General features: G+C 70.7%; 13 protein-coding genes. 3 read left to right on the top strand and 10 right to left on the bottom strand.

Features of this window, described 5'->3' with window-relative positions:
• Window position 1: 1 nt before the first annotated feature.
• The 5 genes from ABD240_RS16120 to ABD240_RS16140 all read right to left on the bottom strand — a co-directional run bounded on the left by ABD240_RS16120 (window position 2) and on the right by ABD240_RS16140 (window position 5,615).
• Window positions 2–1,564 (bottom strand): class I adenylate-forming enzyme family protein, encoded by a 1,563-nt coding sequence (locus ABD240_RS16120; protein ID WP_344338519.1) that lies wholly within the window; start codon window positions 1,562–1,564, stop codon window positions 2–4.
• A gap of 65 nt (window positions 1,565–1,629) precedes the next feature.
• Window positions 1,630–3,177, bottom strand: a complete 1,548-nt coding sequence (locus ABD240_RS16125; protein ID WP_344338521.1) for a long-chain-fatty-acid--CoA ligase — start codon at window positions 3,175–3,177, stop codon at window positions 1,630–1,632.
• A gap of 10 nt (window positions 3,178–3,187) precedes the next feature.
• Complete coding sequence (locus ABD240_RS16130) at window positions 3,188–4,045, bottom strand: enoyl-CoA hydratase (protein ID WP_344338524.1); 858 nt, start codon at window positions 4,043–4,045, stop codon at window positions 3,188–3,190.
• A 13-nt stretch (window positions 4,046–4,058) separates the two neighbouring features.
• Window positions 4,059–4,847, bottom strand: a complete 789-nt coding sequence (locus tag ABD240_RS16135; protein WP_344338526.1) for an enoyl-CoA hydratase/isomerase family protein — start codon at window positions 4,845–4,847, stop codon at window positions 4,059–4,061.
• A 12-nt stretch (window positions 4,848–4,859) separates the two neighbouring features.
• Window positions 4,860–5,615: an SDR family NAD(P)-dependent oxidoreductase gene (locus ABD240_RS16140; protein WP_344338528.1), complete on the bottom strand. Its 756-nt coding sequence runs from the start codon at window positions 5,613–5,615 to the stop codon at window positions 4,860–4,862.
• A gap of 243 nt (window positions 5,616–5,858) precedes the next feature.
• Between ABD240_RS16140 and ABD240_RS16145 the strand changes: the two genes are divergently transcribed.
• Complete coding sequence (locus ABD240_RS16145) at window positions 5,859–7,025, top strand: TetR/AcrR family transcriptional regulator (RefSeq protein WP_344338530.1); 1,167 nt, start codon at window positions 5,859–5,861, stop codon at window positions 7,023–7,025.
• Here ABD240_RS16145 and ABD240_RS16150 read toward each other — a convergent pair.
• From ABD240_RS16150 to ABD240_RS16165, 4 genes are all read right to left on the bottom strand, one after another.
• On the bottom strand, window positions 7,004–7,804 hold the full coding sequence (locus ABD240_RS16150) for an isoprenyl transferase (protein ID WP_291797752.1): 801 nt from the start codon (window positions 7,802–7,804) through the stop codon (window positions 7,004–7,006). The genes ABD240_RS16145 and ABD240_RS16150 overlap by 22 nt on opposite strands.
• Window positions 7,801–8,529 (bottom strand): DNA repair protein RecO, encoded by a 729-nt coding sequence (gene recO / locus ABD240_RS16155; protein ID WP_291797750.1) that lies wholly within the window; start codon window positions 8,527–8,529, stop codon window positions 7,801–7,803. The genes ABD240_RS16150 and recO overlap by 4 nt, the downstream gene beginning before the upstream one ends.
• A gap of 31 nt (window positions 8,530–8,560) precedes the next feature.
• Window positions 8,561–10,321, bottom strand: a complete 1,761-nt coding sequence (leuA, locus tag ABD240_RS16160) for a 2-isopropylmalate synthase (RefSeq protein ID WP_291797747.1) — start codon at window positions 10,319–10,321, stop codon at window positions 8,561–8,563.
• A 273-nt stretch (window positions 10,322–10,594) separates the two neighbouring features.
• Complete coding sequence (locus ABD240_RS16165) at window positions 10,595–11,794, bottom strand: hypothetical protein (RefSeq protein WP_344338535.1); 1,200 nt, start codon at window positions 11,792–11,794, stop codon at window positions 10,595–10,597.
• Between the two features lie 166 nt (window positions 11,795–11,960).
• On the opposite strand from ABD240_RS16165, the gene ABD240_RS16170 reads away from it, so the two are divergent.
• On the top strand, window positions 11,961–12,830 hold the full coding sequence (locus ABD240_RS16170) for a L,D-transpeptidase family protein (protein WP_344338537.1): 870 nt from the start codon (window positions 11,961–11,963) through the stop codon (window positions 12,828–12,830).
• Entirely contained in the window at window positions 12,827–13,684 is an 858-nt protein-coding gene (locus ABD240_RS16175) for a dihydrofolate reductase family protein (RefSeq protein ID WP_344338539.1), read from the top strand. Before ABD240_RS16170 ends, ABD240_RS16175 begins: the two co-directional genes overlap by 4 nt.
• Here ABD240_RS16175 and ABD240_RS16180 read toward each other — a convergent pair.
• On the bottom strand, window positions 13,650–14,945 hold the full coding sequence (locus ABD240_RS16180) for an alpha/beta hydrolase (RefSeq protein WP_344338541.1): 1,296 nt from the start codon (window positions 14,943–14,945) through the stop codon (window positions 13,650–13,652). The two genes, ABD240_RS16175 and ABD240_RS16180, sit on opposite strands and share 35 nt — an antisense overlap.
• Window positions 14,946–15,020: the final 75 nt, after the last annotated feature.

Here is a 15,020-nt window from a genome sequence, read left to right on the forward strand (position 1 = left end):
GTCACGACGGCGCGTACTCCTCCAGCAGCGAGTATTTGGTGACCTTCCCCGTCGGAGTCCGCGGGATGGGATCCGTGCGGAACAGCACCGCTTTGGGCGTCTTGAACCCGGCCAGGGACTGCCTGCAGTACTCGATGAGAGCCTCCTCGGTCACCTCGGCTTCCGGTGCGGCCACCACCACGGCCGTGACCCTCTCACCCCAGAACTCGTCGGCCAGTCCGATCACCGAGCAGTCCGCCACACCGGGGTGGCGGAGCAGCAGGTCCTCGACCTCGGTCGCGAACACGTTCTGCCCGCCGGTGACGATGACGTCCTTGGCCCGGCCGGTGATGTAGAGGAAGCCGTCCTCGTCGAAGCGACCGATGTCGCCGGTGTGGATCCACCCGTCGCGGAAGGTCTCGCGGGACTTCTCCGGGTTCCGGTAGTACCCCGTGGTCGAGGTCGGCGCCTGCACGATGATCGCACCGTTCTCCCCTGCAGGGACGTCGTTGCCCTCCGGATCGACCGCGCGGACCTCGCAGAAGGGAGAGACCCGTCCGACCGAGGTCGGGTGCGTCCGCTTCTCCTCCGGCTTGATGTCGACGACGACGCCCGTCTCCTGCATGCCGTAGTACTCGTAGACGTGCGGACACAGCTGCCGGACGGTGGCCTCATGGACGGGCGTGGGCAGAGGCGCGCCGGCGTAGACGATCCCGCGCAGGGAGCTCAGGTCGCGGGCCTCGATGTCGTCCAGCCCCATGAGCATCTGCGCCATGGTGGGCACCAGATTGACGATCGTGCACTTCTCGTCCTGGATCGCCGCCGCCACAGCTCGCGGCTCGAAGTCCATGATGACGTTCGGCAGCCCGCTGTACACGGCCGCCAGCGTCCAGCCGAACCCCACCCGGCCGAACATCGGGAAGACGGTGAGGACGACGTCGGTGCCGGTGAGATCGAACTGGCCGGCCATGAGTGTTCCCGCCAGAGCGTTGTTGTAGTGGTTGAGAAGGTAGGTCTTGGGAGACCCCGTGGTGCCCGAGGTGAGGTTGAAGTACTGCGGGTCTTCCTCCGTGACGACGGTGCCCGGCTCCTCGGGGGACGATCCCTCCAGCAGCTCCTCGTATCCCTGAGCGAAGCCCGGGACCTCCTCACCGATCGCGATGCAGCGCAGTCCGGAGCGCTCATGGCCGTCGCTGCCGTCGGCACCCGTGTGCAGGCCCTCGACCGCAGCTGCGAAGCGCGGCGCGAAGATGAGGGTCCCGGCCTCGCTGAGCTGCAGGAGGTCGGCGATCTCCGATGTGCTCAGCCGGTAGTTGATCGGCATGCCGACGGCTCCGAGCTTCGCCAGGGCAAAGTACGTCTCGACCAGTTCCGCGCGGTTGTTGCACAGGAAGGCGACGCAGTCCCCCTTGCGCACACCGAGGGAGGACAGACCGTTCGCCAGACGATTGACCCGGGTGTTCGCCTCTCCGAAGGTGAAGCTCCGTCCCGTCGTCACGCAGCGGAGCATCGTCCTCCCGTGGAAGCGGCGGGCCGCGACCGTGAGGAGGTTGCCCACCGTGAGCGTTCCGGTTGCCTTGTTCATCCTCGCACCTCTTCCTGCGTCTGTTCGCACTTGAGCGGCGGCACCGCGAACGGTGCCGGTGGGCCTCAGTTGACCGATCGTCCTGCGTCGTCCCACAGCTCCTTGCGCAGATCGCGTTTGAGGATCTTCCCCGCGCCGGACAGGGGGAACACGGGCACGATTTCCATGGAGCGCGGGATCTTGTAGTTGGCGATGTGCTCCTTGCAGAAGGCCTGGACCTCCTCCAGCGTGAGCGTCTCCCCCTCGCGCAGGATGACGAAGGCGTGCACGCGCTCGCCCCATTCCTCGTCCGGCGCACCGACCACCGCGACGGACTCGACCTGCGGGATCTTCGCCAGGACGTTCTCGACCTCGACGGAGTAGACGTTCTCGCCGCCGGTGATGATCATGTCCTTGAGGCGGTCGACGACGAAGAAGTAGCCGTCCTCATTCATGTAGCCCATGTCCCCGGTGTGCATCCAGCCGCCCCGCAGCGCCGCCTCAGTCTCCTCCGGCTTGTTCCAGTACCCCTGCATGACGTGATCGCCCCGGGCCACGATCTCGCCCACGTCTCCCGGCGGCAGCTCGGTGTCGTCGGGATCCACCACCCGGACCTCGGAGTGCGCGGCGGCGCGTCCGCAGGACCGGGCGAGTTCCGGCCTGCCGTGGTCGGCCGGACTCATCACGGTGGCGACCGGGGCGAGTTCGGTCATCCCGTAGGCCTGGATGAAGCCCGCGTTGGCGAACACGTCCTGCGCGCGCCGCAGCAGCGTCTCCGACATGGGCGAGGCGCCGTAGAGCACCTGTTCGACGGTGGAGAAGTCCGCACTCGCTGATTCCGGTGCGTCCAGGAGCATCTGGATCATCGTCGGCACGAGGAACAGGTTGGTGACCCCGTGCTCCTGGATCGCCTCGATCACTCCGGCCGGCGTGAAGCTCGGCACCATCACGTGGGTGCTCAGGGTCAGATTCGCCTGGTTGCCCGCTGCGCCGTCCGCGAGGTGGAACATCGGAGCGGCGTGCAGCAGGACCCCGCGCAGGGCCACGGTTCCTGCACTGATCGAGGATCCCATCGCCGAGGTCAGCATCGCCCGGTGGTCGAGCATGACGCCCTTCGGCGCTCCGGTGGTCCCTCCCGTGTAGTAGATCCCGTAGAGGTCCCGGTCGCGGCGGCGGACGTCCTCGACCGGCTCCGTCCCGCTGATCAGCTCCTCGTAGTCGAGAACGCCGTCCGGAGCCGCGTGCTCGCCCATGTGGATGACGGTGCGGAGAGCGGGAGCCTTCTCCCGCACCTCCGCGATCGTGCCTATGAAGGCATCGTCGACCAGCAGGATCTCGGTCTGGCAGTCGACCAGGGAGTAGGCGACCTCCGCGGGGCTCCAGCGCACGTTGACGGGGTTAACCACCCCTCCAGCCCAGGGGACCGCCAGGAGGAACTCGTGGTACCGGTCGCTGTTGAGCGCATAGATGCCGACGCGTTCCCCGTCGCCCACACCCAGCCGTTGCAGGGCGCCGGCGAATCGAGCCACCCGATCGGCGACCTCGGCGAACGTGCGCTTCCTCTCGCCGAACACCGTGCACACCTCATGGGGCACGGCCTGCACAGCGCGGTGCAGTGACTGTGTGATCTGCATGGTGGATCTCCTACTCCCTCTCGGCGGTGTGGTGCTTCGCCTCTTCCCGGATGACGGCGGCGCCCTCCGGATGGACCACGGTGCCGTGCGCGAGCATGTTCTGCGCATGGCCCAGGTTGTGCAGCGACAGAGCCGCCTCGAACGACTGCCGCTGGCCCATCGCGTCCAGCTGCTGGTTGATGCTCATCTTGGACAGGCGCAGGCCGAACTGCGGCCGGGCGGCGATGCGTGCGGCCAGGTCGAGGGTGAAGGACTCGAGTTCGTCCGGCGGCACCACATGGTTGACCATGCCGAGTTCCCTGGCCTCGTGCGCGGACACGGCCATGCCGGTGTAGAGCATCTCGCGGGCCTTGCGGACACCGACCTCGAAGACGTGCGCGAAGTACTCGACGCCGTTGACGCCGAAAGCGGCGACCGGATCGGAGAAGCTTGCGTCTTCCGAGGCGACGATGAGGTCCATCGGCCACGCCACCATGAGCCCGCCGGCGATGACGCGGCCCTGGACCTGCGCGATCGTCGGCTTGGGTATGTCCCGCCAGCGCAGGCTCAGTCCCAGGAAGGCCTCGCACTCGAAGGCGAAGTGGCCGTCGATGCCGCCCTGATCCGAGCGCGCGTGCATCGTGGCGATAGGCTCCCCGTCGAGTTCCATGGGCGCTCTGAGGTCGTGGCCGGAGGAGAAGTCCGGTCCGTCCGCCGCGAGCACGATGACGCTGACCTCCGCATCGCGCACGGCGTCCATGAATGCCGCGTCGAGCTCCTTGAGCAGCTCGGGGCTCTGCGCATTGCGGGTCTGCGCGCGGGCGAGGACCACGCGGGCGATCCCCGGCCGCGGCCTCTCCGTCCGGATGTACCGGGCACTCGTGCTCATGCCTTCTCCTCCGTCAGTCCTTCTTCGTCTCTGCGAGCAGGGCCGCCATGGCCTCCCGCGCCGGCAGGCTCAGCCCTCCGACGACCTGCGCCCGGGCCTCGGAGTCGAGGTGTTCGTGGAGGCCGGCGGAGCCGCTCGCGTCCATCAGCGCCTTGCTCGCCCGGACGCCGTAGACCGGGAACGCGGCCAGGTCGCGGGCATACTCCGTGGCCGCATCCAGAGGATCCTCACAGATCCGGATCGCCAGGCCGTACTCCACCGCGTCTCCGGCCGTGAGCTCTCCGGCGGAGAGGAACAGCTCGGAGGCGCGGCCCTGACCGATGAGCCGCGGGAGGAACCATGACAGGCCCAGATCCCCGACACTCATCCCGAGCCGGAGGAACGGGGCGGAGAACACCGCCGCAGGGCCGATGAACCGCACGTCCGAGGCCGCTGCGAGCGCGAAGCCCGCGCCGACCGCGTGCCCCTGGACGACCGCGATGACCGGCTGCGGGACGGCGCGCATCGTCCGGATGAGATCCGCGCCTGTCCGCATCCCCTGCTCCATCGCGAGAGCCGGGTCCGCGACCGCTGGATCGCCGATGCCGGCCTCCAGGTCGAGACCCGCGCAGAAGGCCCGGCCCTCGCCGCGCAGGACGATCGCCCGGACGCCGTCCCGGACGCCGAGGTCCCGGAATGCCTCGCGAAGCCGGATGATCACCTCGTGCGTCACGGCGTTGAGGCGCTGGGGGCGGTTCAGGGTGATGACACCGATCGCGTCCCGCACCTGCGTCCTCACCACCGGGCATCCGGAGTCCGACACTGCCTCGTCCTCTCACCGGATCCGGGCCGGAGCGCGCAGCGCCGCGTCGAGCCGGATCACCTCACCGTTGATCATCGGGTTCTCGATGATGTGCTGGACCAGGCCGGCGAACTCCTCGGCCGCGCCGCGGCGCGGCGGGTGCGCCGGCCGGCCGAGGCTCTCCACCGCGGCCGTGCTCATCCCGGCGACCATCTCCGTGTCGAAGACTCCGGGGGCGACGGCGGCCACCCTGATCGCCCGCCCGGCGAGTTCGCGTGCGGCGGCCAGCGCGATCCCGGCGACCGCGGCCTTCGACCCGCCGTAGGACACGGAGCTGCTGTCCAGTCCGGCCGCCGAGGAGACGAGGACCGCGACGCCGCGGTCTCCGTCCAGCGGCTCGTTGTGCTGCATGGCGTCAGCGGCATGGGCGAGTGCACCCACCGCACCCACGAAGTTCACATCCATCACGTGCCGCACTCTCCGCAGGTCCACCGGGCCCCGCGAGCCGAGGAGACGGCCCTGATCGGCGATGCCGGCACAGGCGACCAGGATGCGGAGGGGACCGAGCCCGCTCGCGGCGCGGACGGCCGCGGCGATGGCGGACTCGTCCGTCACGTCGGCCGGGGCGAACTCCACGCGACCGCCGAACTCGGCCTCCACGTGCGCCTGTGTGTCCGGAAGATCCGCGATCACGACCCGGGCGCCGGATGCGGCCAGCCGATGCGCTGCTGCCCGCCCCAGCCCGGAGGCTCCGCCGGTGACCAGCGCGATCGCGTTCCCCACTTCCACTCCGCACTCCTCCGTGTTCCGTGGCGGGTCCGCAGCGGAGCGGGAGCACAGGGAGCCACCGCTGCCGCTGGGCGGGAAGCACCTCTCTGTGCCTCCTCCCATCGCTTTCCAGTAGACCGCGGTGAGACGGATAAGTCAACGGCCATTCAGGTAACACTGACGTCGCTGCGGCTCTCCAAGGCTGTCCCAAGGACTACAGTGAAGCAGAAGTGAATGTCGATTCCTCCCCGAGAAGGAGCGGGTATGACCGGCCGCGAAGAGCCGACCGCAGGGCGCAGACGCCCCCGCGACCGCAGACGGCAGATCGTCGCGCACGCCCGGGAGCTGTTCGTCGACCACGGCTTCCCCAACGTCTCCATGGCGACCATCGCCGCGGGGGTCGGCATCACCGCGGGAGCTCTGTACCGGCACTTCTCCGACAAGGCGGATCTGCTCCGTGCCGTGTGTCTGGACGGCTTCGCCTACCAGGACGACCCCATCCGCGACGCCACCCCGGAGGCCTTCATCGACGGGGCGATCGCCGCGGTGTCCGCGCGTCCCTATCTGGGCGTCCTGTGGTTCCGGGAGATCCGCTACCTCCCCCCGGAGTCGCAGCGGGAGATGCGTGCGCGGCTGCGCCGGTGGACGCACTCGTTCCTGCCCGTGCTCGGCCGCGCCCGCCCGGAGCTCGACGACGGGCAGGCGGAGATCCTGGCCTGGTCCCTGCACTCCGCACTCGCCGGCCTCGTGACACGAAGCGGCAGGGTTCCCGAGGACGAGCGGGTCGCCGGCGTCCGCACGGCGATGTCGGTCCTCATCCGCACGCAGCTGGTGCCCACGGGCCCGTGGATGCCGACGTCGCCCCGGCGCCTGCCGCAGTCTCGCCGGGAACGCCTCCTGCTCGCGGCCACGGAGCAGTTCGGGGAACGGGGCTACTCGGAGACGTCGATGGCGAACATCGCCGCCGCCGCCGGCACGACGGGGCCCAACCTCTACGGATACTTCGAGAGCAAGGCGGACCTGCTCAGGGGCGTGCTGGACCGCGGCAGGCATGCCGCCTGGTTCGTCCTCGACCGGGCGCTGGCCGAGGCCGACTCGCCGGAGTCGGCGCTGCACCTCCTCGTGGAGGGACAGCTGCGGCTGTCCCGGACATGGACCCGCTGGGTGGTCGATCCGGAGATCGGGGACGAGCTCATCGCCGGCACACAGCGCGCGCAGTCGGAGTACATCGACGAATGGACCGCGCTCGTCTGCGAGGCCGATCCCGCCGCCGGTCGCCTCGAGGCCCGGATGCGGGTCATCATCGCCACGGCGATCCTCAGCGACCTCGGCCGGACGCCGCGGGTGAGCGCGCGGACGACCTTCGCCTCCAATGTGCAGGCGATCGCCATGGCGGTCCTGCACGGCGATCAGCCCGCGCCCTCCTCCTGAGACCCGGCTCCCACCGCGTCCACCGCTCCCCCGAACCGCCGGTCGCGGCCCGCGTACTCGAGCACCGCGTCCCAGAGCGTGCGCCGGTCCACGTCCGGCCACAGCACGTCCTGGAAGACGAACTCCGCGTAGGCGGACTGCCAGAGAAGGAAGTTCGAGGTGCGCTGCTCGCCGGAGGAGCGCAGGAACAGGTCCACGTCGGGCACCTCGGGCGCATACAGGCGCCTGGCGATGGACTTCTCCGTGATGTGGTCCGGGGAGATCCTGCCGGCGGCGGCCTCGGCCGCGAGCTCCCGCATCGCATCGACGAGCTCCGTGCGACCTCCGTAGTTCACGCAGAACTGCAGGACGAGCCCGGTGTTGTGCTTCGTCATCTCCGCGGCGTCCTCGAGCTCGCGGATGACGGACTTCCAGAGCCGGCCGGGCCGCCCCGCCCACACGATCCGCACGCCCAGCGCGTGCAGCTCGTCGCGGCGACGACGGATGACGTCACGGTTGAACCCCATGAGGAACCGGACCTCCGCCGGCGAACGCTTCCAGTTCTCCGTCGAGAAGGCGTAGGCGCTCAGGTACTCCACGCCCACCTCGATCGCCCCGTGGATGACGTCGAGGAGCGAGGCCTCCCCCGCCTTGTGGCCCTCCGTGCGCGGCAGCCCCCGCTCATTGGCCCAGCGGCCGTTGCCGTCCATCACGACGGCCACGTGCCGCGGCAGGAACCGCTTCTCGATCTGCGGCGCACGCGCTCCGCTCGGATGCGGCGGGGGTGCGGGATAGCTCATATGCGCTCCAGGACGGTGAGGGAGCGCACGCGGCGCTCCAGATGCCAGTGGACGAAGGAGGCGACCAGGCGCGAGGCCTCGGCCGCGTGATGCACAGGCGAGTCCTCCACCCGGGACCAGTCCCCCGTGAGGAGGGCGGCCAGGTGCTCGATCACCGCCACGGAGTGCAGCGCCGTACCGGGCGCACGGCAGTCCGGACAGACGGTCCCGCCCATCGCCGGGGAGAAGCCGCGGTGCGGACCCGGCGCCCCGCACTGCGCGCAGTCCGTGAGGCTGGGGGCCCAGCCGCCCAGGGACATCGCCCGCAGCAGATAGGCGTCGAGGCTGAGGCGCGGGGGATGCTCGCCGCGGCACAGGGACCGCAGCGCGGACAGCAGCAGGAGGAACTGCCCCCGGGTCCGCGGCTCGTCCTCGGTGAGCTTCTGCGCCGTCTCCGCCATCACCGAGGCGGCGGAGTACGTGTCGAAGTCCGCCGCGATCCCGCGGGCGAAGGGCTCCTTGAGCTCCACCTGGGTGATGACGTCCAGCGAGCGGCCCACGTGGGCCTGCACGTCGACGAACATGAACGGCTCCAGCCGGGAGCCGAACCGCGACTTGGTGCGCCTGATCCCCTTCGCCACGGCGCGCACCAGCCCGTGGTCGCGGGTGAGGAGGACGACGATGCGGTCGGCCTCGCCGAGCTTGTGCCCGCCGAGGACGACCGCCTCATCCCTGTAGTGCTTCACCCGGTGATTATCCCACCACCGGGCTCAGACCTCAGCGAACGGCACGGTTCACCGCGGAGATGATCGCCTTGAGCGTCGCCTTGGTGATGTTGGGGTGGAGGCCTGCGCCCCACAGCACCCGGTCGCCCACCGCGAGCTCCACGTACGCCGCGGCGGTGGTGTCCGCGCCCGTGCCCACGGCGTGCTCCGTGTAGTCCTGCAGCCGGATGTCCAGGTCGAAGCGGTCGTTGAGGATGTTCACCAGCGCGGCGACGGGTCCGTTGCCGCTGCCCTCGAACGTCCGCTCCTGGCCGTCGACCCGCAGATCCACCTCGATGCGCTCACCGTGGCGACCGCCCTCGTCCTCCTCGGTGTGCGCCGATTCCGTGCGCAGGCCGAGGATCTCGAAGCGGCCCCACTTCGCGGAGGCGTCGTCGGCCGGCAGGTACTCGTCGGAGAACATGCGCCAGATCTCCTTGGCGGTGACCTCGCCGCCGCCGTCCGTGTGCGCCTGCACGACCTTGGAGAACTCCACCTGCATGCGTCGCGGCGTGTCCAGCCCGTACTCGCTCTTGAGCAGGTACGTCACGCCGCCTTTGCCGGACTGCGAGTTCACGCGGATGACGGCCTCGTAGGTGCGGCCCAGGTCCTTGGGGTCCACCGGCAGGTAGGGCATGTCCCACTCCTGCAGGTCGACCGGCACGCCCGCCTCGAAGGCGTCCTTCTCACGGCGCGCGAACGCCTTGTTGATCGCGTCCTGGTGCGAACCGGAGAACGAGGTGAACACGAGATCGCCGCCGTAGGGGTGGCGTTCGTGCACGCCGATCTGGTTGCAGTGCTCCACGGTGTGGATGACCTCGTCGATGTCGGAGAAGTCGAGCTCCGGATCGATGCCCTGCGAGTACAGGTTCAGCGCCACCGTCACGAGGTCGAGGTTGCCGGTCCGCTCGCCGTTGCCGAACAGGCACCCCTCCACCCGGTCCGCACCGGCCATGAGGCCCAGCTCGGCCGCCGCCACGCCGGTGCCACGGTCGTTGTGCGGGTGCAGCGAGACCGCCACGTCCTCGCGGTAGGGCATGTTCCGGATGAACCACTCGATCTGGTCCGCGTAGGTGTTGGGGGTGCCGCGCTCCACCGTCGCCGGCAGGTTCACGACCGTCTCACGGCCGGCGCCGGGCTGCCACAGGTCGAGGACGCCGCTGACCACGTCGATGGCGAAGTCCGGCTCCGTGTCCACGAAGATCTCCGGGGAGTACTGGTAGCCGAACTCCGCGTCGCCGAGCATCGACTCCGCATGCTTCATGACGGCCTGCGTGCCTCGCAGCGCGATGTCGCGGATCTCGTCGCGGCCGTCGCCGTCGAGGCCGAAGACCACTTTGCGGAAGACGGGGGCAGTGGCGTTGTAGAGGTGCACGGTGGGCTTCGCCGCTCCCCGCAGGCTCTCCACCGTGCGCTCGATGAGATCCTCGCGGGCCTGGGTGAGGACGCTGATGCGGACGTCGTCCGGGATCGCGTCCTCCTCGATGATCTGCCGCACGAAGTCGAAGTCCGGCTGGCTCGCCGCCGGGAAGCCCACCTCGATCTCCTTGAAGCCCAGCTTCACGAGGAGGTCGAACATCCGGCGCTTGCGCTCGACCGTCATGGGGTCGATGAGGGCCTGGTTGCCGTCGCGCAGATCCGTGGACAGCCAGCGCGGGGCCTTGGTGAGCCGGTTGTCCGGCCAGGTGCGGTCCCGCATGTCCAGCTGGATGCGGTCGAAGAACGACTTGTACTTGCCGAACGGCATGGGACTGGGCTTCTGCAGATTGGCCATTGCTCTCACTCCTGTGTTCGTGTTCGCCTCTGCGGCGGGGTCCTGTCGATGAGTGACCCGCACCGGGTTCGTGAACAGTGTGCGACCGGCACGGCGAACTCCGCGGCGAGGGGGCGGCCTCGTGGATCAGGCCTCGCCGCGGCAGATAAGGAGGAGCAGTCCGTGGGACATGCCCGTCACTATAGTGCCCCGGGCCACGGCACGAAGCCGCCTGTCCGCATCGCGGACCCTCTCCGGCTCCCGGTCGCCCGGGGAACGCCGGCGCGGGCCGCCTCAGGGCTGGTCGAAGGACGCACCCGCTCGGGCGATCTGGAAGCCCGCCTCGGTCTCGTCCGCCTCGCAGCGCACGCCCTGCTCGGAGGAGTGGCAGGACATGCCGTGCGCGGAGACCGACTGACCGTACTCCAGAGTCTCCGCACCCACCGGGAAGTTCGCCTCCGTGCAGGAGAATCCCGCGCCGTCGCGATTCGCCACCACGACGGAGCCCCACTTGTCCATGTCGCAGGAGTCCGGCGCCTCGGGCGGGGTGAAGTCCCACGACTTGATGATGCAGCGGGCGCGTTCGGAGTCGATGGTGCAGCCGATGTTCCCGGAGGGCACGACGAACGACTCCGCCGGCTCCTCGTCCTCACCGGTGACGAGGTCGTCGCCGCCCTGGGCGTCCTCGTCCGCACTCTCGTCGTCCTGCCCCTCCGCGGCCTCCGTCGCGGGAGGGGGTGCTACGTCCTGCGAGGAGTCGCCGCCGCGGGTGAGCACGTCGTAGGTGATCCATCCGCCCACGCCGAAGACCACGAGTGCGGCGATGATGACGAAGACCACCGCGACCGGCGGGAGACCGCCGCGGCGCTTCTGCCGCCCGTCGCCCTGCGGCGCCTCGTTCGGCTGTGCGCCTCCCTGTCCCACGCCGCCGTGACCGGCACCGCCGGCCGCCGCGAGGTGCGGGGCGACTCCCGCCTGCCTGCCGGAGGAACCGTACGGGTCCGCCGCGCCCGGAACCCCCTGAGAGCCCGAGGCGCCCTGGGGAAAGGTGCTGTGCGACTGGGGGAAGCTCCCCTGCGGCGCAGGAGCGACAGGGGCGGCAGCGGTGGGGAACACCCCCTGCAGGGACGGAGAGCCGTGCTGCGGGGCGTGCAGAGGCGCCGATGCGCCCGGCTGCGCGCTGAACACGCTGGGCGGGGCCTGCACCTGCGCCCGTGCCTCGTCCTCGGCCCCGGCCTTCCTCGCCGTCCCGCGCCCACCGGCCTCCCGCGGACCGTCGATCTCGTCCACGTGCGACTCCGCCGCGAGCTGCCGGAGCTCCTCCATCGACAGCATCTGCGTCGACTCGCCCTCGGCAGCCGCCCCGGACGCGGTCCCCGCACCGCTCGCACCGCCCACGTACAGCTGGGTGGTGAGCGACTCGCCCTCCTCGCCCACGGGAGGCTGAGGAGCGCGGCGCGGCGGCGGGTGCTGCGGAGGAGGAGGTACAGACATAGTGCCGACATCCTACGATGCGAAGCCTGGACCCCGCTTGAGAGGCGGACGCGTCCCGGCGCACCCGTCACGGCCAGGGACACCGGGCGTCCGCACCGCCGCGCCGCAGCGGCCACGGGAGGAGCACAGGCTGACAGGGGCCTGCGAGAAGTGGAAGAATGCTCACATGCGTCCTTCCCTCCTCTCTGCACGAGTGGTCTCCGCACGGGTGGCCGCTGCGGCACTCGCCGCGGGCCTGCTCACGGTGCCTCTCCTCCGCAGCGCGCTTCCCGCGGCCGCGGCGGACGGCGACGCCTTCGCCGCACCCGCGCAGCGGGAACCGGACGGCTTCGCCGCCCCGAGCCAGCGCACCCCCTCCCCGGCAGAGGCCTCGGAGACGCCCGCCGCGGATCAGGACGCCGACGGCCCGGCTGCGGACGCACAGGACGCAGACGCGCAGGACGCCGCTCTGCCCCGCCCCGCCGGCCTCGGCGAGAAGACCTACGCCCGGGTGCCCGAGGAGACCACCCAGCTCGTCGTGGTCTCCGGCGAGGACGAGACCTCCACGGATTCGCAGCTCTCGCTCTGGGAGCGGGAGGACGACGGCTGGGTGCGCACGATGGGGTGGGACACGATCAACGGACAGAACGGGTGGAGGGAGGACCGCCGGGAGGGCGACAAGACCACTCCCGAGGGCGTCTTCTCCCTCAGCGACGCCGGCGGCTTCCTCGACGACCCGGGCTCCGATCTGCCCTACTACCAGGACGCGGGCCTCCGCGGAGGCGCGGAGGCCGTCTACGGGGAGGGCTACGAGAACGTCTTCGACTACGTCATCGCCATCGACTACAACCGGAAGACCGGCGTGGCGCCCACGGAGAACACGCGCCCGGAGGGCTGGGACAAGGGCGGGAAGATCTGGCTCCACGTCGAGCACACCTCGCCCACCAGCGGCTGCGTCTCCATGCCCGCAGACGATCTCAAGCGCCTCATCCGGGAGCTCAAGCAGGACAGCAGACCGCACATCGCGATGGGCGAGGCGGAGTTCCTCGCGCAATGAGCACGCCCCCGCCCTCCCCGCACCCGTCCTCCGTGCCGCTCACGCTGCTCCTGCCGCAGGCCGCGGACGGACCGCGGCGACACCCCGCGCAGTTCCCGCCGGAGACCGGTGAGGCCGGTCTCGTCGCGCTGTACGCAGACCTCACCGGTGCGCCGCGGGACGCCGGCGGCATGTGGGTGCGCGCGAACATGGTGACGACGCTCGACGGCGAGGTGGTGGGCGGCGACGGCAGATCCGGCTCCATCTCCTCGCCCGCGGACAAGCGCGTCTTCTCCGTCCTGCGCGGGCTGGCCGACGCCGTGGTGGTGGGCGGCGCCACAGCACGGACCGAGCGCTACACCCGGCTGGCGCCCAAGGCAGACCACCTGGACCGGCGACGCTCGCGCGGACAGGAGGACGTCCCCGTCCTCGTGCTCGTCTCACGGTCCGGCGATGTCGACCTCGCCCGCCTCGAGGAGGCCGGCAGCTCCCCCGTGCTCGTGCACGCCTCCGCCGCGCACGTGCCCGCCGACCGCGCCGCCGCGATCCGCACCACCCTGGGAGCCGAGGCACTCGTCCTCCACGCGGGAGAGCCCACGCCTGCGGCCGTCCTCGCCGATCTGCGCACCCGCGGGCTCCGCGAGATCCTCCACGAGGGCGGGCCGGGCACGCTCGGGCGCTGGGTGGCCGCCGGCTGCATCGACGAGCTCTGCCTCACCGTCTCCCCGGTGCTCGCCGGCCCGCCCGGCGCCGGTGCTCCCCGCTCCGTCCTGGACGACTCCGGACCGGAGCAGCTGCAGCAGGCGGTGCCGCTGAGCATCCTCACAGACGGCTCCACGCTCATCCAGCGCTGGGGGCTGGCGCCCTCACCCTGAGCTTGGCCTCGAGGTAGTTCGCCACATCGTCCTCCCAACGCTCCGGGTCCACGTTCCACTCCTTGGTGTGGGCCGCCGTGTCGTAGTGCGGCATCGTCACGAGGTCCGACCGGACCCGCGCCAGCGAGTGCGAGGGGCCCGAGGGCACGAACTCGTCGTCGTCGGAGTGGATGAGGAGCACGGGCCGGTCCAGCTCCGAGGCCCGCGTCACCCAGTCCAGCCGGTCGAGGTCCAGCGGCGTCTCCAGTCCCGTGAAGGGACGCGCCCAGGGCTGCGAGATCATCTGCAGCGTGAGCCGTGCGATGGGGGTGGGCAGGTAGTTCAGCCGGGCCTGGTTGTCCAGCACGTCGTACCAGTCCACCACCGGACCGTCGAGGACGAGGCCGGCGATCCGCTCCCGGTTGCGCCCGCGCGAGGCGGCCTGGAAGACGATCGCCCCGCCCATGGACCAGCCGAACAGCACCACCCGCCGGGCCCCGTGCGCGAGCGCGTGGTCGATGGCGAGGTCCACGTCGATCCACTCCGTGTCGCCCAGGCCGTACCGCGCGGCGGCACTCGTGCGGACCTCGGGATCGTTGCGGTAGGACATGGCGAGGGCGGGCACGCCCAGGGTGTCGAGGACGCGGGCGGCACGGAGCGTCTCCGTGCGGGTGGCGCCCCGGCCGTGGACGAGAATCGCCCAGGTGTCCGCCGGAGCGGCGGCGCGCGTGGGGAGGAACCAGGCAGGGAGATCGCCCACGTCGGAGCGCAGGACCACGTCCTCGTAGGGCACCCCGGTCTGGGCGGGGTGGGTGAAGACGGAGCCGGTCCACTTCCCCCAGCGCGCCCGGTGGAGGTCTCCCGAGGTGACCGATTCGACGCGCCGGGCCACGGTCCGCGAAGCGGGGTCGTACTCGACCACCTCGCCGATCCGCGCGTGGCCGTTCCCGCCGGCGAACATCAGCCCGTAGGTGCCGGGCAGCATGGTGTCCTCCGTGGCCGGCAGCTGCACCGTGAGATCGTCGTCGAATCCGGAGACGTGGAGGATCTCGAGGTCCTCCGGACTGTTCTCCGGCACCACGATCCTGCGGGCGAAGTACACCGCGAGGCCCGAGGAGGCGATGGACACGAGCGCCGCGAGCCCCGCGCCCGCGGCGAGCACCGTGCTCGCCACGCGGACCGCCGTGCCGGAGGACGGCCCCTCCCCCGTGCCCGGCCCCTGCGGCGTCCTGCTGCGTCCTGTCCTCGTGCGCGCCACCGCGGCCGACCGTCTCACGCTCATGCCGCAATCCTATGCACCGCAGGCGGGGAGACCGCGGGCGGAACACACGCGCGCCGTGCGTGGTTATCCTGCTGT

Origin of the sequence: Brevibacterium salitolerans (genome assembly GCF_039531405.1) — a bacterium.
Classification (GTDB): Bacteria; Actinomycetota; Actinomycetes; order Actinomycetales; family Brevibacteriaceae; genus Brevibacterium; species Brevibacterium salitolerans.

Bases quoted from the DNA above. Each gene is read 5' to 3' on its own strand.
- ABD240_RS16120 (WP_344338519.1), bottom strand. From the start codon at position 1,564: ATGAACAAGGCAACCGGAACGCTCACGGTGGGCAACCTCCTCACGGTC.
- ABD240_RS16125 (WP_344338521.1), bottom strand. From the start codon at position 3,177: ATGCAGATCACACAGTCACTGCACCGCGCTGTGCAGGCCGTGCCCCAT.
- ABD240_RS16130 (WP_344338524.1), bottom strand. From the start codon at position 4,045: ATGAGCACGAGTGCCCGGTACATCCGGACGGAGAGGCCGCGGCCGGGG.
- ABD240_RS16145 (WP_344338530.1), top strand. From the start codon at position 5,859: ATGACCGGCCGCGAAGAGCCGACCGCAGGGCGCAGACGCCCCCGCGAC.
- ABD240_RS16150 (WP_291797752.1), bottom strand. From the start codon at position 7,804: ATGAGCTATCCCGCACCCCCGCCGCATCCGAGCGGAGCGCGTGCGCCG.
- leuA (WP_291797747.1), bottom strand. From the start codon at position 10,321: ATGGCCAATCTGCAGAAGCCCAGTCCCATGCCGTTCGGCAAGTACAAG.
- ABD240_RS16165 (WP_344338535.1), bottom strand. From the start codon at position 11,794: ATGTCTGTACCTCCTCCTCCGCAGCACCCGCCGCCGCGCCGCGCTCCT.
- ABD240_RS16170 (WP_344338537.1), top strand. From the start codon at position 11,961: ATGCGTCCTTCCCTCCTCTCTGCACGAGTGGTCTCCGCACGGGTGGCC.
- ABD240_RS16175 (WP_344338539.1), top strand. From the start codon at position 12,827: ATGAGCACGCCCCCGCCCTCCCCGCACCCGTCCTCCGTGCCGCTCACG.
- ABD240_RS16180 (WP_344338541.1), bottom strand. From the start codon at position 14,945: ATGAGCGTGAGACGGTCGGCCGCGGTGGCGCGCACGAGGACAGGACGC.